The following is a 24,576-nucleotide window of genomic DNA, read 5'->3' as shown; positions in this document are numbered from 1 at the left end:
GTCTAGACGTGGCGGATGGGATCCCTGCCGTCCCAGCTTTCGGCAAGCTGATCCAGCCGGGCAAAGAAACGGGTCAGGCCGGGCGAGGGCTGAACGATTTCGATGACGCGGCCCGCGTCGTCGGGATCGCTGTCCAGATAGGCAAAGGGGATGCCCGCAGCCGTGCGTCCGCCCATCAGCACCGTGGTTCCGGCGGCCTGCCAGGCGGCCAGATCGCTGTTCAGGTCATCGCTGAGGACGCAGACATGATGCAGCCCACCCCCGCGCCGCGCGATGAAATCCGTGAACATCGAATCGTCGCCAGAGGTCTGCTGGATGATCTCGATCTGCATGCCGCGCCATGACGCAAGCGCCACGGCATTTTCGATTGCAATCGGCTTGCCGCGATAGTGCAATTCGGCATAGTCGATCCGCGACGTGACCAGAAACGGGCCGACGCCCAGGGTTTTCGTCCAATGGTCCAGCGCGGCCCCCAGATCAGGGACCACATAGCCCATCTGGACGATCCCGCTGCTGCGCTGGATCGGTCCTGTCACCACAGGATCAGGGCTTTTCGGCATGATCCTTCCTCCTCCGCGATTGGTTATTGTGTAATTTTTCGCAGGAATCAATATACAATAATCGCAGGTATGAGATTTTCTTCCGGCCTTCTGCGGGCGGCCTCGCACCGGTGGGCGCCGGGGCGTCACCTGGTCAAGATTTTCTACCGCTGATGGGGTGCGCGCTGTTAGTGTTATGGAACAACATTAGGGTAGAATACGCTTCTCAGGAAGTTTAGGCATACAAGACGCGGTCCCGGACATATCTTGATGACGTTTCCGGGCCGCCGGAACGCGGTGGAGAAGGAGCAGAGATGGCACGATCGGCAGGGATGACCCATTCGGAAAAAGTCAGGCTTGCGCTGGAGCAGGATATCTTTTCGGGCGCCATCGCCCCCGGCAGTTCGCTTGACGAAGAAGAACTGGCCCGGCGTTTCGATGTTTCGCGCACCCCCGTGCGCGAGGCGATCTTGCAACTGATCAGATCCGGCATGGTCGAAAAGCGGCCCCGGCAGGGCGCTGTCGTCACCATGACGGATGTGTCGGACCTGATCCGGCAGTTCGAAATCATGTCCGAGCTGGAATCGATCTGCGCCAAGTTTTCCGCGCGGCGCATGACCGCCGAAGAGCGCGCGGCCCTGAAGGATGTTCACGACAGGTCCGAACGCGCCTTTGCGACGGGCGACAGCGCGACCTATTACACGCTCAGCCGCCAGTTCCACCTGCTGGTGATCGACGGCACGCATAACAAGGAACTGATCGACATGACCAACCGGCTTGGCAGCAAGCTGGTGCCCTATCGCCGCTTTCAACTGGGGTATCCGGGACAGTCGCAGACCAACCTGGACGATCACCGCGCCATTCTGGACGCGATCCTGACGCAGGACAGTGAACGCGCCGCCGATGAATTCCGCAAGCACACCAAGGTTCAGGGCGACATTCTGGCGGATTACATCGCCATGAACGAAGATCGCGTGCGCGCCGGATAATTGCCGATCAACAGCATTCAGTTGAATCAGCCCTTGTGTATGCAAAATTGTTCTATAAAAATACTACCCGAGTCGGGGTGATCGGGCATTGGCCATTTTCCCCATCCCCGGCGCCGTCTTCTGGGAGGGGTGACGATGGACCAACGGGAAAAACAGCGGATTCTGGATCAACAGGCCTATGAAAGCGCGCGGGGCGGCCCGCCCGAGGGGTTCCCGCAATTCCCCGATCTGCCGGGGCTGCGCTATACCGATCCGGCGTTCTTTGATCTGGAAATGCAACATCTGTGGCGCAAGACCTGGCTTTACGCCGTTCACGCCGATGAGGTGCCAGAGGTCGGATCCTATATCCAATGGTCGCGCCTTGGAGAGCCCTTGTTCTTTATCCGGGGCGAGGATCAGAAGGTCCGTTGTTTCTACAACACCTGCCGCCATCGCGGCGCCCCGGTGGTGACAGAGCCTTCGGGCAAGTCGCGCGGCGTGTCGTGCAAATATCACGGCTGGACCTACAACACCCGGGGCGAGTTGATCAATCTGCGCGACCGGCGCGATTTCGTCGGGCTGGACCTTGGCTGCCGCTCGCTGGTCGAGGTGCGCTGCGAAAACATCGGCAATCTGTATTTCGTGAACCTCGATCCCGATGCTATGCCGCTGCGCGATTACCTTGGCCCCGTGGCGCAGGCGCTGGAGGAAATGAAACCCGAAACCCTGTCGCTGATCCACAAATCGACGATTCAGGTGAAATGCAACGTCAAGATCCTGATCGACGCCTTTCTGGAAGTCTATCATCTGAAATCCATCCACCAGAATACGGTGGACCGCTTTCTGGACCATCGCGGCTCTGCGATCACGCTGTATGAACATGGCCATTCCCGGATGGTGACGCCCTTCAAGCGCGAAGGGTGGAAGGACCCCGGCGTGCGCGGCTTGCCGGAAATCGACGGGGTCGATCCGTGGTTTGGCGACACCAACCTGTCGCTGATGGCCTATCCCAATCTGGTCACGCCGGTTTCGCCCTGGGGCATCCCGGTTCTGGCCTTCTGGCCCGAAACCATCGACACGATGTCCATCGACGTCTATTGGTTCGCGCCCCATTGGGGCGAGGGCGAGCGGCCCGAAATCTGGGACACGCGCATCAGGAATTTCGCGATCATTCTGGAGGAAGACCTGCAATTCGCCGACAAGATCCAGATCGCGGCCATGTCCAGCGGGTTGCGGAACTTCCCGCTGAATTATCAGGAACGCCGCATCTATCACTGGCACGAGGAGCTGGACCGTCGCATCGGCGTCGAAAACGTCCCCGAGGCGCTGCGCATCCATCCACTGCTGGAACCCTATTGGGACAGCGGCTGGAAAGAGGCCGAGGCCCAGGCCGAAGCCGAACGGGTCTAGGCCATGACCAATCTGCCCGATCTTCCGGCCACTGTTCACTATGAACAGCGGGGCGCGGTGGCGATCATCCGCCTGAACCGCCCCGATCTGCGCAATGCGGCCGACAGCGCCACATCCCATGCGGTGCATCACGCGCTGAACCACGCGGAAGCCGATGACAGCATCGGCGCAATCATCCTGACCGGCACCGGCGACCGCGCATTCTGTTCCGGCATGGACCTGAAAGAGGCGGGGCGGGTCGGCGCGGGCACCGGGCTGGTTCCGGGCGCGGGCTTTCTGGGCATCACCGAACGCAACTGCCCGAAACCCCTGATCGCCGCCGTTAATGGCGCCGCCGTCGCCGGCGGGATGGAGGCCGCGCTGGCCTGCGATCTGGTCGTGGCCTCGCAGGATGCGGTCTTTGGCCTGCCGGAAATCAAGCGCGGCATGGTGGCCTTTGCCGGGGGCGTGCAGCGCATCGCCCGGGCCCTGCCACGGCAAAAGGCGTTCGAGATCATCTTTTCCGGCGCCTATTACGGGGCGGCGGAATTCCAGGCGCTCGGGCTGGTCAACCGCGTCGTGCCGCAGGATCGCGTGCTGGACGAAGCCCTGGCCTTGGCCGATGAAATCCTTGCGAATTCATGGCATTGCCTGCGTCTTGCCAAGCAGCTTCATCAGGTGGCCCGCGACGGGACCTTGCAGCAGGCGATTGATTGGGGCCACGAACACGGCGCCGCGCTGATGAACTCTGCCGACAGCCGCGAAGGGATCGCGGCCTATAATCAGGGCAGGGCGGCGGGCTTTTCAAACGGGACAGCGATATGAACGACATGGCGCAAAGCGGCCCTCATGGCTTTGACTGGTCTCTCAGCGACGAAGATATGGCGGTGCGCAAGACGATCTATGCGCCCGGACTGTTCGCCGGAAAGCGTTTTCTGATCACCGGCGGCGGCACCGGCATGGGCCGGGCGATGACCTTCTTGCTGGCGCGGCTTGGCGCCAGGGTGATGATCGCCGGGCGGCGAGAGGAGGTGCTGGTCGAAACCCGGGACACCGTCGAACGCCTGACCGGCCAGCATGTCGATTACATGGCCATGTCGATCCGCGACACGGGTCAGGTCGATGCGCTGCTGGACCGGGTGTTTGGCGAATGGGGCGGGCTGGACACGCTGGTCAACAACGCAGGCGGGCAGTTTCCGCAAGATGCCATCGGTTTTTCCCGCAAGGGCTGGAATTCGGTCATCGACCTGAACCTGAACGGGACGTGGTGGATGATGCAGGGCGCCGCGCAACGCTGGCAGCAGCGCGGCGAGCCGGGCAATGTCATCTCCATCGTGGCTCATGTCGAACGCGGCATGCCGCAGGCGGCGCATACCTGTGCGGCGCGGGCAGGGGTGATCTATCTCAGCCGCACGGTCGCGACGGAATGGGCGCCGCTTGGCATTCGCGTGAACTGCATCGCGCCGGGCGCCATCGCGTCCGAAGGGCTGTCGCGCTATCCCGAACATGCCACCGCGCGCTTTCGCAACGTCAACCCGCAGCGCCGCATGGGCAATGGCTGGGATATTGCCGAAGGCGTGGCCTATCTGTCCGCCGACAGCGGCAATTTCATCACCGGAGAGGTCCTGACCATCGACGGCGGGATGCAGATGTGGGGCACGGTCTGGCCGGCGGGTGTGCCGGATCATTTCAACGTCGTATGATCACAGCGCCATAGGCAGGACATGGAACGGTAGGCGAGGCATGGGCGTGGACAGAGCGATAGGGGCGGGGTTTCAGGTGGATGACCAGACCATCGGCGCGGCGCTGGTCTGCGGCGGGCATGGTGCCTTGCCCGCCTTTGCCGCCGATGGTGTCACCGTCAGCCATGACGGGATGCGCGACCTGACCCTGTGCTATGCTGGCGCGCTGCTGGCGGCGCAGGTCCGGCGCGGTCAAAGGGTCGGCGTCCATCTGCCGCCCTCGGCGGATCGCATGGCGCTATGCGCGGCGATTGTCTGGATCGGGGCGGTGGTGGTGCCCTTGGGGACCAGCCTGCCGCAGGCACGCCTGACCATGGCCCTGCAAGGCTCGGGCACGCGGCTTGTCATCCACGAACCGGGGCAGGGCGATCTGGGCACGGTCCTGACCGCGCTGCGTCATCTGACCTGCGCCGAACTCAAGGCGCTCGCGCCGGTTTCCCCCGACGATATTGCGGCCCGCGCCCGCCGCGTTCAGCCCGAACATCCGGCGGTGGTGCTGTATGGCGAGGGCGCGCAGGATACCGCGCGCGGCGTCGTGCTGAGCCATCATGCCGTGCTGGCGGCGGCGCGCGGTCTGGCCGCGCGCTATGCCATCGGTCCGGGCAGCCGCGTCGTCGTGCCCCTATCGCTGAACCATGCCGCCCGGCTGGTCTGCGAGCTGGCCGTGCTGATCAGTGGCGCCACCCTGGCCGAGGAAGCTGCCTTTTCGCAGCCCGCCAGCCATGTGATCCTAGGCGACGGCGCAGCGTTGCCACCGAACGACACGGGCGCGCTGCATCAGCCCGGCATGCTGCTGGTCAGCGGCGACAACCGGCGGATCCGTGGCTGGGAAAGGGCGCTGCCACACAGCCGCATCTACAACAGCTATATCCGTGCCGAACTGGGCGGCATCGCCATCTGTTCCGATCCGCGCGACCCGACCCATACCGCGCATACGACCATGGGGCGACCGCTCAAGGGGGTCGAGGTGATGATCGTCGATCCCTGCACCTCGATGGACATGCTGCTGTATGAAATCGGTGAAATCTGGATCCGCGGCAGCACGCGGATGCTGCGCTATCACGACGACCTGCGCGCCAGCCGCCGCGCATTGGACAGCAGCGGATTTTTCAAGACCGGAGACATGGGTTACCTGGACAGCGAAGGCCGCGTGATCGTCTGTCGCGACGCATTCGCGCAGATCTGACGCCTGGTTCCTGACGCCCGGCATGGGCGTCCGGGCCACAAACGGGACAAGACAGGCAAAGCGACCGGCGCGCCCTGACGGCGCCGGGCCGGTGTCGCATGGGAGAATATCACGATGACAGACACGGAAACCGTCGATGTGCTGGTGATCGGGTCCGGGGCGGGGGCGCTGACCTCGGCCGTGACCTGCGCCAAGGCCGGGCTGAAGGTGCTGGTCACTGAAAAGGCCGATAAATTCGGCGGCACGACCGCGACCTCGGGCGGGGTCCTGTGGGTGCCGGGCAGCCGCCATTCGCAGGCGCTTGGGCAAAAGCTGGGGGTTGCCGATGATCTGGCGGATGACGGCGCGCGCGTGCGCAGCTATCTGCGCCACGAAACCGGCAACTGCTTTGACGAGGCGCGGATCGAAGCCTATCTGACCTACGCCCCCCGCATGGTCGAATTTCTGGAAGACCAGACCGAGGTCAAATTCTACCCCATGGAATTTCCCGACTATCACCCCGAGGCCGAGGGCGGTTCCACCATCCGGTCCATCGGGACGATGGATTACGACGCGGGCAAGATGGGCGATCTGATGAAGACGCTGAAGGGCGAATTGCCCCAGACCCTGTTCATGGGGCTGGCCATCGGTTCGACCCTTGAAATGAAACAGTTTCTGGCGGCTGGACGTTCGCCCAAGGCGATGGCCTATGTGATCCGCCGCATGGCGCGGCATTTCGTCGATCTGGCGGTGAAAGGCTCGTCTCAGCGGATCGTGCGGGGCCGGGCGCTGATCGCGCGACTGGCAAAGACGGCGCATGACATGGGCGTGCCGTTTTGGCTGAACGCGCCCGCGCAGCGCCTGATCGCCGAAAACGGTCGCGTCGTCGGGGCCGAGATCATGCGCGACGGCCGCCGCGTGACGGTGCGCGCGCGTCATGCCGTGGTGCTGGGCGCCGGGGGCTTTCCGCGCGACAAGGCGCGCCGCGCCGGCAATTATCAGGGCCATGCCGCCGTCATGGAGCCGGTGACGCCCGCGCCTGTCACCAATGTCGGCGACGGCATCCGCATGGCCGAAGCGGTCGGCGCCCAGTTCAACGCCAATCTGTTGCAGCCCGCCGCCTGGCTGCCGACGTCAAAGCTGAGCGATGCGCGTGACCAGAATGGCGTCTGGCCGCATCTGACCGACCGCAACAAGCCCGGATTCATCATGGTCTTGTCGGACGGAAAACGCTTTGCCAATGAAAGCGCGCCTTATCACGATATCGTCCCGGCGATGCTGGAGGCGTTTCAAAGCCGGGGCACGGAACGCGCCTATCTGATCGGCGATGATCGCGCGATCCGGCGGTGGGGCATGGGCTTTGTCCGGCCCTTTCCGATCCCGAAAGGGCGCTATCTGAAAAACGGTTATCTGACCCGCGCCGACACGCCAGAGGAACTGGCGCGCAAGCTGAACATCGACCCGGCGGGCCTTGCCGCGACGATCCGGGACTTTTCCCTGCACGCCAGGGACGGGCGCGATCCCGAATTCGGGCGCGGGGAATCGATCTATGACCGCTATCAGGGTGATGAAAACCACGCGCCGAACCCCGCGCTTGGTCCGCTGGACAAGGGGCCCTATTACGCGGTCCGCATCTATCCCGGCGAAATCGGCACCTACAAGGGGCTGAAAACGGATGAAAATTCCCGCGTGATCGGTCAGGGTGACCAAGTGATCGAGGGGCTGTATGCCGCCGGAAACGATCAGGCGAATGTCTTTGGCGGATCCTATCCCGGCGCGGGGGCGACGATTGGGCCTGCGGTGACCTTTGGCTGGATCGCGGGCCGCGATATCGCGCGGCGGGCGGGCGTTGCGGTGCCGGGCGGGGATTGACGGATGACGGCCCCGGGTTGTTCCCGGGGCCGATATCCTGCGCGGGCGTCAGATGTTGATCGCGCGGCCCATGGCGGCCAAGACCGCCTCTTTCATCGTTTCGGAAATGGTCGGATGGGGGAAAACCGCCTCGGCCAGTTCCTGATCGGTGCTTTCCAGATCCATCGCCAGAACAAAGCCCTGGATCATCTCTGTCACCTCGGCGCCGATCATATGGGCGCCCAACAGCTCGCCCGTCTGGCGATCAAACACCACCTTGACGAAACCCTGATCGGCGCCAAGCGCAATGGCCTTGCCATTGGCCAAAAAGGGGAATTTCCCGACGGCGATATCCATCCCCGCCTCGCGCGCGCGGGCTTCGGTCATCCCGACCGATGCGATTTGCGGATCGCAATAGGTGCAGCCGGGAATACGGTCGCGGTTCAGGGCGTGGGGATGCAGACCGGCAATTGCCTCGACGCAGATCACGGCCTCATGTTCGGCCTTATGGGCCAGCATCGGGCCGCCCGCCAGATCGCCGATGGCATGGATGCCGGGGATATTGGTGCTGCAGGTGGCATCAATCCGGACAAAGCCGCGATCCAGCGCGACCCCCGCCTGTTCCAGACCCAGATACTCGCTGTTGGGCTGAACGCCTGCGGCGACAAGCACATGGCTGACCGCAATCGCGCTGTCCTGATCGGCGGCCTGCAGATGGGCCGTGACGCCATCGGGGGTGCGGTCCAACCGGCCGACGGTCGCGCCGGTGCGAAAGGCGATGCCCTGACGCTCGAACTGCTGGCGGGCAAAGGCAGAGATTTCGGCATCCTCGGCGGGCAGGATCCGATCCGCGGCCTCGACCACCGTGACCTTGACGCCAAGCGCCGCGTAGAAACCGGCGAATTCGATGCCGATCGCGCCCGAACCGATGATCAGCAGATGATCGGGCTGCGCCTTGGGGGCCAGCGCGTCGAAATAGCTCCAGACGCGGTCGCCATCCGGTTCCAGCCCCGGCAGCGCGCGGGGACGGGCGCCGGTCGCAAGGATGATGTGTTTCGCGCTGTAGCGCCCGGCGCCCTGCGCAGCTTTCGGTGCCGTCACGCCCGCGTTGCGGGGATGGGGCGCGGCATCCTGAACGGTCACGGCGCCCGCGCCGTCCAGCCGCGCCTGCCCCCAGATCACGGTGACGCGGTTCTTGCGCATCAGCATGCCGACGCCGCCCGCCATGCGTTCCGCCACCCCGCGCGCGCGTTTGATCATCGCGGACAGGTCGCCGGTCACAGCACCCTCGATGCTGACGCCATAATCGGCGGCATGGCGGGCATGGGTCAGGATCTCGGCCGATTTCAGCAGCGCCTTGGTCGGGATGCAGCCCCAGTTCGAACAGATGCCGCCCAGATGCTCGCGTTCGACCAGCGCGGTTTTCAGCCCCAACTGGGCCGCCCGGATCGCCGCGACATAGCCGCCGGGACCGCCGCCGACGACGATCACATCAAAGTCCTGCTGCATGAGATTCTCCGGTTCAGGAAATTTTCGCTGACTTATTTATACAACTTACTAATTTTTGTATATTGCAATTCGGCGGGTTTGCGTCCAGTTTGGGCGGGATCAGTCAGGGCAGGCGTCATTCCGAACAGGCCGCCGCCCACAGCGCGCTTGCCGGCGCATATATGCGGACCTATCCATGACCGGATGCCGCGCAGAACCGAAGGAGGAATGGATGGATCTGGGACTCAAGGGCAAACGCGCCATTGTCACGGGGGCGACCCGCGGGATCTGCCGCAGCCTGGTGGAAATCCTGGCGCAAGAGGGCGCGGATGTCGCCTTTTGCGCCCGCAAGCAGGACGAGGTTGACGCCACCGTCGAGGCGCTGAAGCAATACGGCACGCGCATCATCGGGGGCACCGCCAACGTCAAGGACGCCGAAGGCTACAAGGCATGGCTGCAGGGCGCGGCCGAGGAACTGGGCGGCGTCGATATCTTTGTCCCCGGCGTGTCGGCCGGTGGCGGCATGGATGGCGAAAAAAGCTGGTACAAGGCATTCGAGATCGACCTGATGGGCTGTGTGCGCGGCTTTGACGCGCTGTTCCCGACCTTCAAGAAACAGGGTTCGGGCAATGTCGTGTTCATCTCGACCACGGCGGCGGTCGAAACCTTCATCGGGCCAATGGCCTATAACGCGCTCAAGGCCGCGCTGATCACCTATGGCAAGCAACTGTCGCAGGCCCATGCCAAGCGCGGGTTGCGCGTCAACCTGGTCTCTCCCGGTCCGATCATGATCGAGGGCGGTTCCTGGGATCAGGTCCGCGAACAGGATGAGGCGTTCTTTCAGTCGATCCTCGTGCAGCAGCCCGACGGCCGCATGGGCGAGGCCGAAGAGGTCGCCCGCGCCATCGCCTTCCTCGCCTCGGATGCGTCAAGCTGGATCAATGGCGTGAACCTGGTCGTTGACGGCGGCTTTACCAAGCGCGTCCAGTTCTGACGACCCGCGCCATGCTGATCCGCTATGATGCAAAGGTGCGCCTGCTGGTCGTGACCAAAGGGCATCCCTATGATCGTGCAGCTTTTTCCGATCTGTTCGATGGGTTGAAGGGGATCAGCTGGACCCATGTCGAACAACCCGCCGCCGCCCAGTTGATCGGGGCGGGCGGCGGGCTGAATTATGACCTGATCCTGTTCTATGACGTGCCGGGGCTGCAGTTCCGCACGCCGAATCCGCCCGATCTGGTCGAACCGGATCAGGATTTCAAACAGGGCTTTCGCGATCTGCTGGCGGCGGGAAAACCCCTGATCTTTCTGCATCACGCCATTGCGGGCTGGCCGTTGTGGGACGATTATGCCGAGGCGATCGGGGCGCGCTTCTTTTACCAGCCCGGCCGTTACAAGGGCCGGGCGCATCCCGATTCCGGCTATCTGTTCCCCGTCACCTACCATGCCGAACCCGTCGCCCCCCATCCGGTGACGGCGGGTCTGGAAGACGGGTTTGAACTGACAGATGAGCTTTACCTGTTCGACCTGCTCGAAGATGTCGTGCCCATCCTGCGCGCCCGCACCGATTTCGACCCCGCGCGCTTTCATTCCGCCAGGAACGCGCTTGCGGCGCGGATGTGGACATCCGATGGCTGGACGCCGCCCAAGGGCACGGATCTGATTGCCTGGGCGCGGCTGGCGGGTCGCGCACCCACCGTCACCCTGCAATGCGGCAATGACGGTCAGACCTTTACCAACCCGAATTTCCGGCTGCTGCTGCGCAATGCGATCGACTGGCTGCTTGGCCCTGCGGCGCAAGATCTGGCGGCGCAACAGGCCGACAAACCCCAAGGACCGACCCATGGCGCATAGCGACACGCCCCTGATCACCCCGCCCGATGTCGAGGCGGCGGGCGAACACACCACCGCCCGCATTCTGGCGCAATCGGCGGCGCGCTGGCCCGACAATGACCTGCTGTTGCTGGATGGCCAGCGCCTGACCTATGCGCAGATGCTGGCGCAATCCGAACGCTATGCGGCGGCATTGCTGGCGCGCGGGGCGGGACCGGGGACCCGGATCGGGATTCTGGGGCCGAATTCCGTCGAATATGTCAAGCTGCTGTATGCGGCTGGCATGATCGGTGCATGCGCGATCACGCTGAACGCCCGTTTCAAGGAAGCGGATCTGGTCTATGCGCTGGACCATGCCGAGGCTGAATTCCTGTTCATCGGTGGTCAGGCCAAGGCATTCATGGATTTTCGCAGCATGGTGACCGGCATCTATCCCGAATTGCAGGGCTGGGATGGCAGGTCGCCGCTGGCGCTGGCGGGTGCGCCGCATCTGCGCCAGATCTTCAGTTTCGGCGACCCGGATGAACGGATCTGGCCGGATGAGGACGCCTTTCTGTCCGCTGTCACGCCTGAGGATGTGGCCCGCGCCCGGCAGTTGCGCGACGATATCCCGTCATCCAGCGATGCGCTGATCATCTATTCCTCGGGCACGACGGCGCATCCCAAGGCCTGCATTCTCAGCCACCGCAACCTGTCGCAGATCGGCCAGTCCTTTGCCCGCCGCTTCGATCTGGGGCCGGATGATGTCGTTTATAACCCGATGCCGTTTTTCCACATGTCCAGCATGTTGCCGATGGCCGCCTGCCGCGCCTCGGGGGCGATGCAGATCTGCACGGGGCATTTCAAACCGGCCGAAGCCTTGCGCCTGATCGAACAGGAAAAGGTCAGCTTTGCCTATGTTTCCTTTCCGACGATCGTCGCGGGCATCCTGAACGATCCGGGCTTTGGCGCGGCCGATCTGTCGTCGATCCGGTTGCTGCATTGCGTGGGTCCGGCCGACCTGTTGCGCCGCTACAGCGACAGCCTGCCGGGCGTGGGTTTCGTCAATGCCTATGGCTTGACCGAGGCCAGCGGCGTCGCGGTCTGGTCCGATCCTTCGGACCCGGCGGACGATCCCTTTACCCATTCCGGCAAGGCGTTCGAGGGGCTGGAAATTGCGGCCTTCGATCCCGAAACCGACGAACGGCTGCCGCCTGATACGCGCGGCGAATTGCGTTTGCGCGGGTTCTGCCGCTTCAGCGGCTATCTCAAGGACGATGCCGCGACCGCTGAAACCCTGCGCGCCGATGGCTGGCTGCGCACCGGCGATCTGGGCTATGTCGATGCGCAGGGCATCGTCACCTATGACGGGCGGCTCAAGGATATGCTGAAGATCGGCGGCGAAAATGTCGCCGCGCTGGAAATCGAAGGCTATCTGTGCACCCATCCCGATATCGAGCTGGCGCAGGTCATTGCGGTGCCCGACGGCCACCTGTTCGAGGTCGCCGCCGCCTATGTCGAACTGCGCCCCGGTGCCAGCCTGACGGCGGCCGAGGTGGTCGATTTCTGTCTGGGCCGCATCGCCAGCTACAAGGTGCCGCGCTATGTGCGCTTTGTCCGCGAATGGCCGATGTCGACGACCAAGATCCAGAAATTCCGCCTGTCGCGTGAATTCGGCGCGGATGAATATTTCGACATCAAGGCGTTGATGGCCGACCGCCGCGCCGCTGCCGAAGTCTGACGCGACCCGGATTGCCACCGGAACAAAAAAGAGGCCCCGCCTGCGCGGGGCCTTGAAGTGTCGGGGGCTGGTTCAGGTCCCCCGACAAGGGAACAGGTCGCGGAACCGTTATTCTGCTGCCGCAGCGCGCGCCGCCCCGGCGGCCTGCACGGATGCGACGATTTCGGCATTGGTCGGATTGCGGCGCAGGGTCAGGCCACCGTTGACCTGAATGTTTTCGCCGGTCAGGAAACAGGCATCGGTGCACAGCCATGTGATCGCCTCGACCGTGTCGTCCAGCGTGCCGACCCGGCCAAGCGGATATTCCCGCGCGAATGCACCGACCACCGCCGGATTGCCCCCGGCCCTGCCGGTCATGGGCGAGGCGGTAAAGCCCGGCGACACCGAATTCGCCCGGATGCCGCGCGCGCCGAATTCATTGGCGATGCAGCGGATGACATGATCGGTGCCGGCCTTGGTGCCCATATAGGCGGCGTGGTCATCCATCATGATCCGCGCCGTAGCGGATGACACCTGCACCACCGATCCGCCATACGACATGCGGCGCAGCATGGATTGAAAGAATTCGAACGGGCCGATGAACTGCAGCCGGGTCATCTGTTCCAACTGTTCGCGCGTGGTGTCCAGAAACGGCACCAGCAGGCCCCAGCCCGTGCAGTTCACCGCGATGTCGATGCCGCCCATGCGTTCGGTTGCGGCTGTCGCAAGGGTCTCGTTATCCTCGGTCCGGGTGATGTCGGCCAGAACGGCATGGCCGCCGATCTCTGCCGCAAGCGCGGTCAGGGGGTCCAGATGACGACCGGCGACCGTGACCTGCGCCCCTTCGGCGGCAAAGCGGCGGGCCAGCACCTGACCCAGGTTTCCGGCCCCTGCGGCGCCGATGATGACGGCGCGTTTTCCCTGCAATGCGGGCATCATATGTCCTCTCTGATGATTTCGGGCGCGGTGCCGGACGGGTCGCGGACGGCGTTCAGGAAACGGTCCAGATCTGCCGCGAATTGGGTGTTGTTGTCGCCGACGACCATGTGACCGGCGGCGCCGACATGCCAGACCTGCGCCTGCGGCACCGCCTGACGAAAGCTGATTTCGGCGGCATCGGTGACCAGATTGCTGTCCAGCCCGCGCAACAGCAGGATCGGGCAGGTGATGTTTTTCAGGTCCTGTTCCAGTTGCAGCGCGGCCTGTGGGCTAAGACGCCCCGGCCGGTCGCCGATGACAAAAGCCGGATCCCAATGCCAGACCAGCCGGCCGTCGGCGCGCGGCTTCAGATAGCGCGCCAGCCCCGATGATTGCCCCTGCGGGCGCGGCGCCTGCTTGCGATAGGCGGATACGGCGCGCGAGGCCTCTTCCAGATCGGCGAAACCTTCGTCCAGATGATCGCCCATGAAGCCCAGAACCTCGGCGACGCCCGCCGCATCGACATGGGGCACGACATCGACCAGCACCAGTGCGCGGAACAGATCCGGGGCAAAGCGCCCGACCGCCGCCAGCGCCGAATTCCCGCCAAGCGAGGCGCCGACATGATAGATATCGCCGCCAAGCGCCGCCGCGACCTCTGCGATGTCGCGGCCATAGCGTTCAAGGCTGTAATCCTTGTTCGGGTCCCAATCGCTGGCACCATGGCCGCGCAGGTCGATCGCGACCGTGCGCCAGCCCTTTTCGGCCTGCGCCTGCGCGACATGGCGCCGGGAATAGCGGGTCTGCCCGCCGCCATGCGCCAGCAGGATGGTCGGCCCCGCGCCATAGGCTTCGGCCTCAAGGCGCAAACCGTCCGAGGTGCGGAATTCCAGAATCTCGGGGGTGGTCATGGCGTCATCTCCGGCAGATCGCGGTCAAGCCAGGCGATGCTGCGTGCAATCAGGTCGTGGAAAACGGGCAGGACCCAGGCCCTGCGTTCGACAAAGGGGTAGGCGTCGGTCAGGGGCTGCATGTCATGGCGACCGCGCGCATGGCCGGGCGTCAGATACAGCACCGCACCCGCCCCGCGCGGCCGGATATAGCAGCTTTGATGCTGCCCGCGCGGCCAGTGGCGGGTTTCGAACAACGCGGTTTCGCCTTCGAATTCCGAGGCCAGAAGAACGATATTTCCCTCGGCATGGCGCTGCAGGTAATGCTCATCCTCCAGGAAAAAAGCGTCGATGCCCTGCGTCAGCGGATGGGGGCTGACGGGGCGGATGCGATAGCGGCCGGGGGCGGGATGGGCCAGAAACTGGCTGCCCAGCAGATCGAACAGCAAGGGGTCCATCGCGGGCGTCAGGACCTTGCCATCGGGCTGGATCACCAGTAGTGAATTCGTGCCATGCAGCGCCAGCCAGCGCCCGCCGCCCGCAACCCAATCGGCCAGCGCCTGCGTCTGCGCGCCGTCGGGCATGACGCCACAGGTATAGGTGATCAGCGCATCGCAGCGCGACAGCGCATCCAGATCGCTGTAATCATGGCGCAGATCGACGCGCAGATGTTCGCGCCGCGCCAGATGCGACAGCAGTTGCAGCCGGACGAAATCGAAATCGTGATACAGCCCGCCCACGATCAGCAAAACCCGGCGAAGCGCGCGCATGTCAGGCGTCCCGCCGATAGACCATATCGGCCGAGACAAAGGAAAACACCGTCTCGCCATCCTGATTGGTCACCCAATGGCGCAGGGTCGCCATGCCGACGCCGGGGCGTGAGTTCGAGGGGCGCAGTGCCTCGATCCGGGAATGGGCGGTGATATGGTCGCCGGGGCGCACGGCGTGCGACCACCGCACATCGTTCCAGCCGACGCCGCAGACCCATGCGATATTGCCGTTTTCCTCGTCATCCAGAATGCGCCACATGCAGGCCGTATACAGACCGCTGGCGATCAGCCCGCCGAACAGCGACTGATCGGCATTGTCAGGGTCCATGTGAAAGAATTGCGGGTCGTATTTCGTCGCGAATTCGATCATCGGGCCCTGTTCGACCAGCATGGCGCGGGATCGGGTTTCCTCGCCCACGGCCAGATCTTCCCATTTGCGGGGCGGCTTCACGTCACGATCCGACATAGGATGCCAGAACATGGTGAAAGTGGCGGATGCGCAACTCCTGATCGCCGATCCACAGCCCGTCGAAACTGTCCGAATTCATCCCCGCCTGCACGCCGGGCAGGTTGTAGGCATCCTGATCCAGCACCAGCCCCAGAGATTTCTCGCCATGTCTGAACTGTTCGTGACGCGGCTTTTTCGGGCGGGGTTCGTCCTTTTTCAGCAGCTTGAAGATGAAGATGTCGAAAAACATCTTGTTCGGATCGGTCGGGTGCGGACGCTGGCGGAACAGCATCAGGTCATCGGCATGGGTGTTCAGCGTCAGGTTCGGAAAGATGTTGTAGTGATAATCATCCGTCAGCTGGTCGTCGTTCAGATCGCTGTAATCCAGCCCCATTTCGGGGCCGTGCTTGCGCTTGAAGTCTTGCAGGGCCTTGCGCACCTCGGTCACGCGGCCGTCGAAATCGGCGGGGTTCATGCCCGCCTCCTTCATCGCATGCTTGATCAGATGCGGGATTTCGGTGGTTTCCTCGACCCGGTGCGAGATGGTCGAGAAGGGCACCAGATAGCGGTTGTGCCGTCCGTAGCAGTCGATCTGCACGTCCTTGTCTTCGATGAAATACAGCAGTTCGGGATGGATACCCTGAACGTGATAGGATTCGTTGAAGGCATCGACCGAGGTTTTCCAGTTGCAGTCCCATTCGACGGTCATGTCGCTGACCTTGACCATGCGGTCAAAGTGATAGGGTTCCAGATGCTGCTGCAACGGGTCCAGATATTCCTGTAGCGAACAGGCGTCGGGGTCCATGTTGAACCAGACAAAGCTGTTCCAGGTGTCGCATTTCACCTCGCGCAGCCCCTTGCACGGCGGGGCGCCTTGCGGAAAGGTTTCCAGATCGGGGATGTTTTCAAACTCGCCGTCAATGCCGTATTCCCAGAAATGATACTGGCATTTGAAGCTGGTGGCATTGCCTTCGCCGACCATGATGCGGTTTCCGCGATGCAGGCAGACGTTGTAGAAACCGCGCACCGACATGTCCTTTTGCCGGACAAGGATGATTTCCTCCTTGCCGATGGTGGTGACCAGATAGTCGCCGGGATTGGCGATGTCTTCCTCTCGGCAACCCAGCAACCAGACCTTGGTCCACATGCGTTCCCATTCCAGCCGCATGTAATCGGCGGAAACATAACGATGTTTCGGGATCATCTCATTGTCGAAATTCGGGCGCGGCGCGGGGGCCGCCGGGGTCAGCGTGAAGTCGGTTGGTTTGATGCGTTCCACGGACATGGGGATTTTCCTTTCAGAACGAAACACGCTTTGAATAGCCGCCGTCGACCAGCAGATGGGCGCCGTTGCACCATGAGGCCGCGGGGCTGGCCAGAAACACCGCCGCCTTGGCGATTTCCTCGGCCGTGCCCATGCGGCGGGTCGGTTGCTGGCGGACGGCATTGTCATAGATGCGCGAGCGCGCGACGCGAATCATTTCCCAGTTCGAGCCCTTGAACATGGTCGGGCCGGGGGACAGGCAGTTGACGCGGATGCCCTCGGGGGCAAGCTGCTGGGAGAGCTGCTTGGACCAGGTGATCAAGGCCGCCTTGATCGCGTTATAGGCCATCGGCGCGACAAAGGTTTCCGACGCGGCCATCGTGCCCAGAATCAGGATCGAGGGGTTTTGCGACTGGCGCAGCGTGGGCAGGGCCTCTTCGACGCCACGGACGGCGGACATCAGGTCGATTTCGAAATTGCGATACCAATAGCGTTCTTCGTCCGACCCGCCGCCTGCCGACAGCGAGGCGACGAAAATATCCAGACCGCCCAGAGCTTTGATGGAATTGCGCACCCACTGCCGCATCGCGTCGCCGTCGCGACCCTGAACCGTTTCGCCATGGAATCGCACGCCGGCTGCGGCAACGTCACGGGCAACGGCGTCGATCCGTTCGGGTGCACGGCCGCAGGTCGCGATATCGCAGCCTTCATCCGCCAACAGATGGACGATGGCGTTGCCGATGCCCCGGGTTCCGCCTGTCACCGCCACTTTGAGGCCCTTCAGCCGCAGATCCATCCCGCTCTCCGCTTACTTGGTCGCTTGCTTGCCGGGATATTACATACTGCGGCGAATAAAACAATAAGAATACTTTGCTTGTATAACAGAACTCAATTATTGTATATTTAAGCAAAGCAACATCCGGCCGGACAGCCCGAGGATCCAAATGGCATTGACGACTGATATGGAAGATCGCGTGAACACTTCTCTTGCTGATGAACACAGCACAGCCGCGACCGATTCTGTTGCCGGGGGCGTGCTGGCGGGGGTGGTGGTTCTGGACCTGACGCGCGTCGTCGCGGGGCCGCTTGCGGCGCAGACCCTGGCCGATCTGGGCGCGGATGTGATCAAGATCGAACGGGTCGGCGATGGCGACGACCTGCGCACGCTCGGCCCCCCCTGGATCGAGGGGCGGCCCGGTTCGCCCGAACAATCGACCTATTTCCAGATGGTCAACCGCAACAAGCGTTCGGTCGGGCTGGATTTCTCGCGCCCCGAAGGCGCGGCGATCCTGCGCGATCTGGCGGCCAGGGCCGATGTCTTCATTGAAAATTTCCGCACCGGGACGCTCGCGAAATATGGTCTGGGGTATGAGGACCTGCGCGCGATCAACCCGCGCCTGATCTATTGCTCGATCACCGGATTCGGCCAGACCGGGCCTTACAACGACCGCTCGGGTTACGACTATCTGGTGCAGGCGATGGGCGGGCAGATGGCGGTGACCGGCCAACCCGAGGCCGACGGCGGCATTCCGACCCGCGTCGGCGTGCCGATCGCCGATATCACCGCGGGCAACAATGCCGCCATCGCGATTCTGGCGGCGCTGCTGCATCGCCAGAACGGCGGCGGGGGCCAGCATATCGACATCGCGCTGTTCGACAGCCAGGTCGCGCTGCTGATGAACAACATCGGGTCATGGCTGAACGCCCGCGCGCCGCTGCCGCGCACCGGCAATGAACATCCGACCGCCGTGCCGAATGGCGTCTTTGAATGCGCGGATGGTTTCATCCTGATCGCGACCTTCAACGACCGCGAATTCGCGCGGCTGGCCAAGGCGCTTGGCCGTCCCGAATGGGCCGAGGATGCGCGGTTCCTGCGATCCCGCGACCGTCTGGAAAACCGCGTCGCCCTGACGCGCGAGATCAACGGGGTTCTGTCGACCAATCTGCGCGCGCATTGGATGGAACGGATTCTGGCCGCCAAGGTGTCCTGTGGGCCGATCAACGAAATGCCCGATATCGAGGATGACCCCCAGTTGCAGGCGCGCGGCATGTTCGTGACCATGGACCACCCCGTCACCGGCAGCGTGCAACTGGTCGGCAGCCCGCTGCATCTGTCAGAAACGCCCGTCACCTATCGCTCGGCGCCGCCCTTGGCGGGGGAACACAGCGATGACGTGCTGCGCCAATATCTCTCGCTTTCCGCCGACGAGTTGGAGAAGCTGCGCGCAACCTCGATCATTTAAGGCGCGATGAGCATGGACACCCCCCAAGACGACCCACCCCCACAAGGACCAGAGGCCGAATATCTCGCGGCGCTGCGCGACGGGCGATTCTGCTATCAGCGCACGGCGACGGGCAGGGCGGTTTTCCCGCCCCGTCTGGCCGCGCCCGGTGATGGCGCGGCGCTGGAATGGGCGCAATCGGCGGGGCGGGGGACGGTCCATGCCGTGACCGAACAGCCGCAGAAACCCCCGGCCCCCGCCCGCGTCTTTGCCATCCTGGACATGGACGAAGGCTTTCGCCTGTTTTCCCGCGTCGACGCCACCGGCCCCGTGCAGATCGGTCAGCGCCTGATCGCGCGCATCGCTACCGAGGCCGATCCGCCCCATGTCTATTTCGTTCCGGAAGCCCCGCAAGATGTCTGATCACGCCTTTCCCCGCGCCGCCTGCGCCATCGCGGGCGCCGCGACCTTTGGCATCGGCGAATGTCCCGGCTATTCCGCGCTGGAAATGACCGCCAGGGCCGGGCTGCTGGCCTTGCAGGACGCGGGGCTGGGGCTGGCCGATGTCGACGGGCTGTTCACCTGCCTGCCTCAGGATCTGCTGGGCGGCTTGGCCGTCGCCGAATATCTGGGCGTGCCCGCGCGTTTCGTCGACAACAACCGCACCGGCGGGTCGTCCTTTCTGAACCATCTGATGACGGCCTGTTTCATGATTTCGGCCGGGTATATGAAAACCGCGCTGATCTGCTACGGCTCAAATCAAAAATCGGCGGCGGGGCGGCTGGTTTCGGCCCTGCGCGGATCGGTTTACGAGGCGCCGCATGGCGCACGGATGCCGGTTGCGGGCTATGCCTTGGCCGCAAGCCGTCACATGCACCTTTATGGCACGACGCGCGAACAACTGGGCGCGGTTGCGCTGGCCGCGCGGGATTGGGCGCGGCTGAACCCCGAAGCTTTCCGGCGCGAGGAGATGGTGCTGGACGACTACATGTCCTCGCGCATGATCTCGACCCCGCTGTCGGTCGCGGATTGCTGTCTGGTCACCGATGGCGCGGCGGCGATTGTCGTGACCGCGCTGGACCGGGCGCGCGATCTGGCACAACGGCCGGTCGCGGTTCTGGGGGCGGGGGCTGAAACCACGCATAAGGAAATCGCATCGATGCCCGACCTGTGCACGACCGGCGCCAGGCTGTCGGGTCAGCGGGCCTATGCCGCTGCGGGCTATGGGCCGGGCGATATGGATATGGTCCAGCTTTACGACGCCTTTACCATCAATACCGTGCTTTTCCTGGAGGATCTGGGCTTTTGCCCCAAGGGCGAAGGCGGGCGTTTCGTTGCGGATGGCGCGATTGCGCCCGGTGGCGCGCTGGCGGTCAATACCAATGGCGGCGGGCTGTCCTGCGTTCACCCCGGCATGTATGGCCTGTTTACCCTGGTCGAGGCCGCGCGCCAGATCCGCGGGCAGGCGGGCGCGCGTCAACTGGGCAAGGCGGATCTGGCAATCTGCCACGGCAATGGCGGCGTCCTGTCGTCGCAGACCAGCGTCATTCTGGGCAGCCCCGACACGATCTAGCCCGCGTTCACGCGCCGGAGCCATGAAAAAGCCCCGTCCAACCGGCGGGGCTTATCCGTATGCGGGTTTGGCCCGCCCAAGCGGCGGGCCAACCGCGATCAGAAGGTGAACTTGACCACGCCTTGCAGGCGGGTGTTGTCGAATTTGGTGCCATCGAACTGTTCGCGTTCGACATGGGACACTTCGGCCGCCAGCATGACCTGTTTGGTCGCATGGTAGCGGTAGGTCACATAGCTGGAGCTGACTTCCTTGGTGTAATTGCCTAGGGCGCCCGCGTAGTCGTCATAGCGTTGGAAGCCATGGGCCAGCGAGATGTCGCTTTTCTCGCCGATTTTCTGCGTCACACCAAAGCGCATCGTGGTCGCCTTGATCGTGTCGCCATTGGTGTCGACGTCGAATGCGTATTTCGCACCCGGATTTTCAACCTCCAACCCCGAGAATCCCGCGTTGTTCAGCAGCGTGGTGATGCCCTTGCCGCCCAGATATTGCGCATGGATCTTGCCGCCCTGCCAGGCTTCGTAATCGGCGCCGATCGCATAGCCGTAGCCGGTGACATCGCCGTGATCTGTGGTTTCGATCCCGCGCGAGATCGCGCCGATGCCGACCTTCAGCGGGCCGTTGGAATAGCCTGCGAAGCCGGTGACCGCCAGCCGCGTCTGCGTGCCGGGGGCGTAATCTTCCTCGATCGCCAGGGACAGGCGCCACTGGTCGTTGGGCCGGTGGGTATAGCGGATCTGGGGCGTGCGGTAATAGCTGCTGCCCGCCGGGCCGTTGAAATCCTGAACGGTTGCGACAGTGCCCTCGGCCGGAACCCAGTTCGTCCAGGTCTGGCCGGCGAGCAGCGGGCCGACCTCGCCATAGGCGTGACGCAGACGGAAGTTGCCGCCGCCGCTGCCAAAGAAATCGCCTTCGATGTTGAACTTGACCTCACCGATATCGGTGTCGATCGTGCCGCGCATCCCAAGGCGGCTTTCATAGGCATGCGCGTTCGAGCCCGACCCTTCCAGCGCGCTGCCGGTCGTGACACCCGCCATGGCCCCGGTCGTCGCGCCAAGGTCGAAGTTATTGTCAGAGATCATGTCGAGCTTGGTATAGCCGTAAAAGGACAGCTTGACCCCCGGTGCGACGCTGACCTGGCCCTGCGCCGGCTGGCTGTTTTCAAGCGCGGCGATGCGCGCCTCCAGCGATGACAGGTCCTGCGCGCCTGCCATTCCTGCCCCCCCGATCAGGGCGACGGCGGCCAGTTTGCCTGCCGTTCCGATCTGTTGCTTGCGTTTCATCCACTTCCTCCCAAAGCGATGTCCGGCATGTGTTCCCTATCCGCCCGTCCGGTGCCGTGACGACGAACGGGACGGCTGTCGGGAACCTTGCCAAAGCGTTATGCGTTCCTTGTTGGAATACAGAAATTGATTCTGTGCATATTTAAGATGACATAAAAGTGTTTTTCCGCAAGGTATTTTTTGCGGGGAATTGTCATTTTTATATTATATTACAATATGTTGGTCGCGCGTCCGTAACGCGGAACAGGCCACGCTTTCGCGCAGCCTGAAATCCATTGCTCTCGGGCGTCAGGCGCCCGTCAGTTCATCTCGATGGCCAGCGCAATCCCTTGTCCGCCACCAATGCACATGGTCACCAGACCGCGTTTGCCGCCGATGCGGGCCAGTTCGTTGATCGTCTTGACCAGCAGGATGCTGCCCGTCGCGCCGACCGGGTGGCCAAGCGCGATAGCCCCGCCGTTGGGGTTGACCCTGGCCGGGTCCAGATCCAGCGCGCGGGTCACCGCGACCGCCTGTGCGGCAAAGGCTTCGTTCGATTCGATCACGTCGAAATCGGCCGCGTGCATTCCGGTTTGCGTCAGCAGTTGCCGGACCGCCGGAACCGGGCCGATCCCCATGACCTCGGGGCGGACCCCCGCGATGGCATGGCCGGTGATGCGGGCGACGGGCGCAAGGCCCAGCCTGTCCGCAGCCTCTGCCCGCGCCAGAACCAGCGCCGCCGCGCCGTCATTGATCCCCGAGGCATTGCCCGCCGTCACCGTGCCATCCTTGCGGAAGGCGGGTTTCAGGCCTGCCAAGGCCTCTGCCGTGGTTTCCTTGGGGTGTTCGTCCTGCGCAAAGCTTTCGGTGCCGCGCCGCGTGCATCGCTCGACCGGAACGATCTGATCCGCGAAATATCCCGCTGCAATCGCACGCGCGGCGCGCCGCTGGCTTTCCAGCGCGAAAGCGTCCTGATCCTCGCGGCTGATGCCATGTTCGGCGGCGACGTTTTCGGCGGTGATGCCCATATGGCCGGTGCCGAAGGGGCAACTGAGCGTGCCGACCAGCATGTCTACCATCGGGGTATCGCCCATCTTTTGCCCGAATCGGGCCGTCTGGACCGCATAGGGCGCGCGCGACATCGTTTCGGCACCGCCGGCAAGGGCGAAATCGGCCTCTCCGGCGCGCAGGGCCAGCGCGGCCGAAATGACCGCCTGAACGCCCGATCCGCACAGCCGGTTGACGTTCATCGCGGGGGTTGTATCGGGAACGCCCGCACCCATGGCGGCCAGGCGGGACAGATACATGTCCTTGGGTTCGGTATTGATGACATTGCCGAAAACGGTTGTGCCGATGCGCGCGGGTTCGATGCCCGCGCGGGCAATCGCGGCGCGTGCGACGATTGCGCCCAGTTCGTGCGGGGGCAGGTCGGACAGGGCGCCGCCAAAGCCGCCGATCGCCGTGCGCACGCCTGACAGGATAACGATGTCGTTCATGGATGATCCTTCGGCCCGACTGGTCCGGAAAGCCGGTCCCCAAGGTGACGGGTCTGTTGACTGCAAGAGATGTGTGGAACCTGATCGCAGAAATAATACAATATATCAATATAAATATTATAAAAACGCCGATGATTGGGCGTTCTGTGCCGGGGACGGCGCGCTACGGGTTGGCGTTTATTGTATTTTTAAACACACATTATTGTATATTTTACTTGCTACGAACCCTCCGCCATGGCAATCAGTCCGGGTTCGGCACCGCAGCAGGGGACACAGATGACCACGCTCGTCCAGCTATATATCGACAAGGGCTGTGCCCGCGTGGTCTTTGACCGTGCCGAGGCCCTGAACGCTATCGACCGCCCGACCGCTCTGGCCTTTGAGTCCGCAATCGCGCAGGCGATTGCCGCAGATGTCCGGGTGCTGACCTTGTCCGGAAATGGTCGCGCTTTTGTCGCGGGCGGCGATCTGGCCGCCTTTCGCCGCAGCGACGACCGCGCCGCCGAGGCCGAGGCGATCATCGCGCCGATGAACCGCGCCCTGCGACAGTTGGCCGAATCGGATGTGCTGTCGATTGCGCTGCTGCATGGTCCGGTTGCGGGGGCGGGGCTGTCGCTGGCCCTGACCACCGATTTCGCCATCGCCGCCGAAAGCACGGTGATGAGCTTTGCCTATCTGAAAATCGGCGCGCCCGCCGATTGCGGCATCACCTGGTCCTTGCCGCGTATCGTCGGGCTGCGCCGGGCGACCTGGATTGCCATCGAGGGCAGCAGCCTGCCCGCCGCGCAGGCACTGGATTGGGGGCTGGTCAATCGCGTCGTGGCGGATCAGGATCTGCATGATCAGGGCGCGGCACTGGCCGCAAAGCTGGCCGGGATGGCGCCGGGCGCCGCTGCCGCGCTCAAGCGGTTGTTGCGCGACAGTCTGGGCCGCGATTTCGCGACCACGCTCGAGGCGGAAAAACAGGCCTTCAAGACCGCCGCCGGCACGGATGATTTCGCCGAGGCGATCAATGCCTTCTTTGAAAAGCGGCCCGCGCGTTTCAGCGGCCGGTAAGGGGAA

General features: G+C 63.6%; 23 protein-coding genes. 13 read left to right on the top strand and 10 right to left on the bottom strand.

The window, feature by feature from the left end; all coding sequences use genetic code 11:
• Positions 1–2: 2 nt before the first annotated feature.
• The gene (locus PE067_RS19220; RefSeq protein WP_276191330.1) at positions 3–560 is read right to left on the bottom strand and encodes a VOC family protein; all 558 of its coding nucleotides are present in this window, start codon (positions 558–560) and stop codon (positions 3–5) included.
• 293 nt (positions 561–853) lie between these two features.
• Between PE067_RS19220 and PE067_RS19215 the strand changes: the two genes are divergently transcribed.
• The 6 genes from PE067_RS19215 to PE067_RS19190 all read left to right on the top strand — a co-directional run bounded on the left by PE067_RS19215 (position 854) and on the right by PE067_RS19190 (position 7,675).
• Positions 854–1,528 (top strand): GntR family transcriptional regulator, encoded by a 675-nt coding sequence (locus tag PE067_RS19215; protein ID WP_276191328.1) that lies wholly within the window; start codon positions 854–856, stop codon positions 1,526–1,528.
• A 135-nt stretch (positions 1,529–1,663) separates the two neighbouring features.
• Positions 1,664–2,917 carry an aromatic ring-hydroxylating dioxygenase subunit alpha gene (locus PE067_RS19210; RefSeq protein WP_276191327.1) on the top strand — a complete coding sequence of 418 codons (1,254 nt, stop codon included), beginning with the start codon at positions 1,664–1,666 and terminating at the stop codon, positions 2,915–2,917.
• Between the two features lie 3 nt (positions 2,918–2,920).
• Positions 2,921–3,721 carry an enoyl-CoA hydratase-related protein gene (locus tag PE067_RS19205; RefSeq protein ID WP_276191325.1) on the top strand — a complete coding sequence of 267 codons (801 nt, stop codon included), beginning with the start codon at positions 2,921–2,923 and terminating at the stop codon, positions 3,719–3,721.
• A complete protein-coding gene (locus PE067_RS19200; protein ID WP_276191323.1) occupies positions 3,718–4,599 on the top strand; it encodes an SDR family oxidoreductase in 882 nt (293 codons plus the stop codon). Before PE067_RS19205 ends, PE067_RS19200 begins: the two co-directional genes overlap by 4 nt.
• Before the next feature lie 40 nt (positions 4,600–4,639).
• Positions 4,640–5,824 (top strand): class I adenylate-forming enzyme family protein, encoded by a 1,185-nt coding sequence (locus PE067_RS19195; protein WP_276191322.1) that lies wholly within the window; start codon positions 4,640–4,642, stop codon positions 5,822–5,824.
• A 114-nt stretch (positions 5,825–5,938) separates the two neighbouring features.
• Positions 5,939–7,675, top strand: coding sequence for an FAD-dependent oxidoreductase (locus PE067_RS19190; RefSeq protein ID WP_276191321.1), 1,737 nt, complete (start codon positions 5,939–5,941; stop codon positions 7,673–7,675).
• A gap of 48 nt (positions 7,676–7,723) precedes the next feature.
• Here the strand turns inward: PE067_RS19190 and lpdA are convergent, their stop codons facing one another.
• Positions 7,724–9,163 (bottom strand): dihydrolipoyl dehydrogenase, encoded by a 1,440-nt coding sequence (gene lpdA / locus PE067_RS19185; protein ID WP_276191320.1) that lies wholly within the window; start codon positions 9,161–9,163, stop codon positions 7,724–7,726.
• Between the two features lie 211 nt (positions 9,164–9,374).
• On the opposite strand from lpdA, the gene PE067_RS19180 reads away from it, so the two are divergent.
• Genes PE067_RS19180 through PE067_RS19170 form a run of 3 tightly spaced genes read left to right on the top strand, consistent with a single transcriptional unit; the run spans position 9,375 to position 12,695 of the window.
• The gene (locus PE067_RS19180; protein ID WP_276191319.1) at positions 9,375–10,136 is read left to right on the top strand and encodes an SDR family oxidoreductase; all 762 of its coding nucleotides are present in this window, start codon (positions 9,375–9,377) and stop codon (positions 10,134–10,136) included.
• Positions 10,137–10,147: 11 nt separating this feature from the next.
• Positions 10,148–10,996, top strand: a complete 849-nt coding sequence (locus PE067_RS19175) for a ThuA domain-containing protein (RefSeq protein ID WP_276191317.1) — start codon at positions 10,148–10,150, stop codon at positions 10,994–10,996.
• On the top strand, positions 10,986–12,695 hold the full coding sequence (locus tag PE067_RS19170; RefSeq protein WP_276191315.1) for an AMP-binding protein: 1,710 nt from the start codon (positions 10,986–10,988) through the stop codon (positions 12,693–12,695). The genes PE067_RS19175 and PE067_RS19170 overlap by 11 nt, the downstream gene beginning before the upstream one ends.
• A gap of 108 nt (positions 12,696–12,803) precedes the next feature.
• Here PE067_RS19170 and PE067_RS19165 read toward each other — a convergent pair whose 3' ends face one another.
• From PE067_RS19165 to PE067_RS19140, 6 genes are read right to left on the bottom strand one after another with little or no spacing between them, the layout of a single operon-like run.
• Positions 12,804–13,610, bottom strand: coding sequence for an SDR family oxidoreductase (locus PE067_RS19165; RefSeq protein ID WP_276191314.1), 807 nt, complete (start codon positions 13,608–13,610; stop codon positions 12,804–12,806).
• Positions 13,610–14,503 carry an alpha/beta hydrolase gene (locus tag PE067_RS19160; protein ID WP_276191313.1) on the bottom strand — a complete coding sequence of 298 codons (894 nt, stop codon included), beginning with the start codon at positions 14,501–14,503 and terminating at the stop codon, positions 13,610–13,612. The genes PE067_RS19165 and PE067_RS19160 overlap by 1 nt, the downstream gene beginning before the upstream one ends.
• A complete protein-coding gene (locus tag PE067_RS19155) occupies positions 14,500–15,252 on the bottom strand; it encodes a ThuA domain-containing protein (RefSeq protein ID WP_276191312.1) in 753 nt (250 codons plus the stop codon). The genes PE067_RS19160 and PE067_RS19155 overlap by 4 nt, the downstream gene beginning before the upstream one ends.
• 1 nt (position 15,253) lies before the next feature.
• Positions 15,254–15,703, bottom strand: a complete 450-nt coding sequence (locus PE067_RS19150; RefSeq protein WP_276191310.1) for a MaoC/PaaZ C-terminal domain-containing protein — start codon at positions 15,701–15,703, stop codon at positions 15,254–15,256.
• A gap of 1 nt (position 15,704) precedes the next feature.
• Positions 15,705–16,985, bottom strand: a complete 1,281-nt coding sequence (locus PE067_RS19145; protein WP_276191308.1) for an aromatic ring-hydroxylating dioxygenase subunit alpha — start codon at positions 16,983–16,985, stop codon at positions 15,705–15,707.
• A 13-nt stretch (positions 16,986–16,998) separates the two neighbouring features.
• Entirely contained in the window at positions 16,999–17,760 is a 762-nt protein-coding gene (locus tag PE067_RS19140) for an SDR family oxidoreductase (protein ID WP_276191307.1), read from the bottom strand.
• 178 nt (positions 17,761–17,938) lie between these two features.
• On the opposite strand from PE067_RS19140, the gene PE067_RS19135 reads away from it, so the two are divergent.
• Genes PE067_RS19135 through PE067_RS19125 form a run of 3 tightly spaced genes read left to right on the top strand, consistent with a single transcriptional unit; the run spans position 17,939 to position 20,759 of the window.
• Positions 17,939–19,207 carry a CoA transferase gene (locus PE067_RS19135; protein ID WP_276191306.1) on the top strand — a complete coding sequence of 423 codons (1,269 nt, stop codon included), beginning with the start codon at positions 17,939–17,941 and terminating at the stop codon, positions 19,205–19,207.
• 12 nt (positions 19,208–19,219) lie between these two features.
• Positions 19,220–19,609 carry an OB-fold domain-containing protein gene (locus PE067_RS19130; protein WP_276191305.1) on the top strand — a complete coding sequence of 130 codons (390 nt, stop codon included), beginning with the start codon at positions 19,220–19,222 and terminating at the stop codon, positions 19,607–19,609.
• Positions 19,602–20,759, top strand: coding sequence for an acetyl-CoA acetyltransferase (locus tag PE067_RS19125; protein ID WP_276191304.1), 1,158 nt, complete (start codon positions 19,602–19,604; stop codon positions 20,757–20,759). Before PE067_RS19130 ends, PE067_RS19125 begins: the two co-directional genes overlap by 8 nt.
• Positions 20,760–20,857: 98 nt before the next feature.
• Here PE067_RS19125 and PE067_RS19120 read toward each other — a convergent pair whose 3' ends face one another.
• A complete protein-coding gene (locus PE067_RS19120) occupies positions 20,858–22,039 on the bottom strand; it encodes a DcaP family trimeric outer membrane transporter (protein ID WP_276191303.1) in 1,182 nt (393 codons plus the stop codon).
• A 299-nt stretch (positions 22,040–22,338) separates the two neighbouring features.
• Positions 22,339–23,514 (bottom strand): beta-ketothiolase BktB, encoded by a 1,176-nt coding sequence (bktB, locus tag PE067_RS19115; RefSeq protein ID WP_276191302.1) that lies wholly within the window; start codon positions 23,512–23,514, stop codon positions 22,339–22,341.
• A gap of 276 nt (positions 23,515–23,790) precedes the next feature.
• Between bktB and PE067_RS19110 the strand changes: the two genes are divergently transcribed.
• Positions 23,791–24,570: an enoyl-CoA hydratase-related protein gene (locus PE067_RS19110; RefSeq protein ID WP_276191301.1), complete on the top strand. Its 780-nt coding sequence runs from the start codon at positions 23,791–23,793 to the stop codon at positions 24,568–24,570.
• The last annotated feature ends 6 nt before the right edge of the window (positions 24,571–24,576 follow it).

It is taken from the genome of Paracoccus sp. DMF-8 (genome assembly GCF_029309835.1).
GTDB lineage: Bacteria > Pseudomonadota > Alphaproteobacteria > Rhodobacterales > Rhodobacteraceae > Paracoccus.
Note: the sequence above shows the minus strand (reverse complement) of the source record. Positions and strands in the feature narration are given on the sequence as shown.

What these genes read in the sequence shown, in the direction of transcription:
- PE067_RS19220 (WP_276191330.1), bottom strand. Translation starts at nt 560, where the DNA reads ATGCCGAAAAGCCCTGATCCTGTGGTGACAGGACCGATCCAGCGCAGC.
- PE067_RS19215 (WP_276191328.1), top strand. Translation starts at nt 854, where the DNA reads ATGGCACGATCGGCAGGGATGACCCATTCGGAAAAAGTCAGGCTTGCG.
- PE067_RS19210 (WP_276191327.1), top strand. Translation starts at nt 1,664, where the DNA reads ATGGACCAACGGGAAAAACAGCGGATTCTGGATCAACAGGCCTATGAA.
- PE067_RS19205 (WP_276191325.1), top strand. Translation starts at nt 2,921, where the DNA reads ATGACCAATCTGCCCGATCTTCCGGCCACTGTTCACTATGAACAGCGG.
- PE067_RS19200 (WP_276191323.1), top strand. Translation starts at nt 3,718, where the DNA reads ATGAACGACATGGCGCAAAGCGGCCCTCATGGCTTTGACTGGTCTCTC.
- PE067_RS19195 (WP_276191322.1), top strand. Translation starts at nt 4,640, where the DNA reads ATGGGCGTGGACAGAGCGATAGGGGCGGGGTTTCAGGTGGATGACCAG.
- PE067_RS19190 (WP_276191321.1), top strand. Translation starts at nt 5,939, where the DNA reads ATGACAGACACGGAAACCGTCGATGTGCTGGTGATCGGGTCCGGGGCG.
- lpdA (WP_276191320.1), bottom strand. Translation starts at nt 9,163, where the DNA reads ATGCAGCAGGACTTTGATGTGATCGTCGTCGGCGGCGGTCCCGGCGGC.
- PE067_RS19180 (WP_276191319.1), top strand. Translation starts at nt 9,375, where the DNA reads ATGGATCTGGGACTCAAGGGCAAACGCGCCATTGTCACGGGGGCGACC.
- PE067_RS19175 (WP_276191317.1), top strand. Translation starts at nt 10,148, where the DNA reads ATGCTGATCCGCTATGATGCAAAGGTGCGCCTGCTGGTCGTGACCAAA.
- PE067_RS19170 (WP_276191315.1), top strand. Translation starts at nt 10,986, where the DNA reads ATGGCGCATAGCGACACGCCCCTGATCACCCCGCCCGATGTCGAGGCG.
- PE067_RS19165 (WP_276191314.1), bottom strand. Translation starts at nt 13,610, where the DNA reads ATGCCCGCATTGCAGGGAAAACGCGCCGTCATCATCGGCGCCGCAGGG.
- PE067_RS19160 (WP_276191313.1), bottom strand. Translation starts at nt 14,503, where the DNA reads ATGACCACCCCCGAGATTCTGGAATTCCGCACCTCGGACGGTTTGCGC.
- PE067_RS19155 (WP_276191312.1), bottom strand. Translation starts at nt 15,252, where the DNA reads ATGCGCGCGCTTCGCCGGGTTTTGCTGATCGTGGGCGGGCTGTATCAC.
- PE067_RS19145 (WP_276191308.1), bottom strand. Translation starts at nt 16,985, where the DNA reads ATGTCCGTGGAACGCATCAAACCAACCGACTTCACGCTGACCCCGGCG.
- PE067_RS19140 (WP_276191307.1), bottom strand. Translation starts at nt 17,760, where the DNA reads ATGGATCTGCGGCTGAAGGGCCTCAAAGTGGCGGTGACAGGCGGAACC.
- PE067_RS19130 (WP_276191305.1), top strand. Translation starts at nt 19,220, where the DNA reads ATGGACACCCCCCAAGACGACCCACCCCCACAAGGACCAGAGGCCGAA.
- PE067_RS19125 (WP_276191304.1), top strand. Translation starts at nt 19,602, where the DNA reads ATGTCTGATCACGCCTTTCCCCGCGCCGCCTGCGCCATCGCGGGCGCC.
- PE067_RS19120 (WP_276191303.1), bottom strand. Translation starts at nt 22,039, where the DNA reads ATGAAACGCAAGCAACAGATCGGAACGGCAGGCAAACTGGCCGCCGTC.
- bktB (WP_276191302.1), bottom strand. Translation starts at nt 23,514, where the DNA reads ATGAACGACATCGTTATCCTGTCAGGCGTGCGCACGGCGATCGGCGGC.
- PE067_RS19110 (WP_276191301.1), top strand. Translation starts at nt 23,791, where the DNA reads ATGACCACGCTCGTCCAGCTATATATCGACAAGGGCTGTGCCCGCGTG.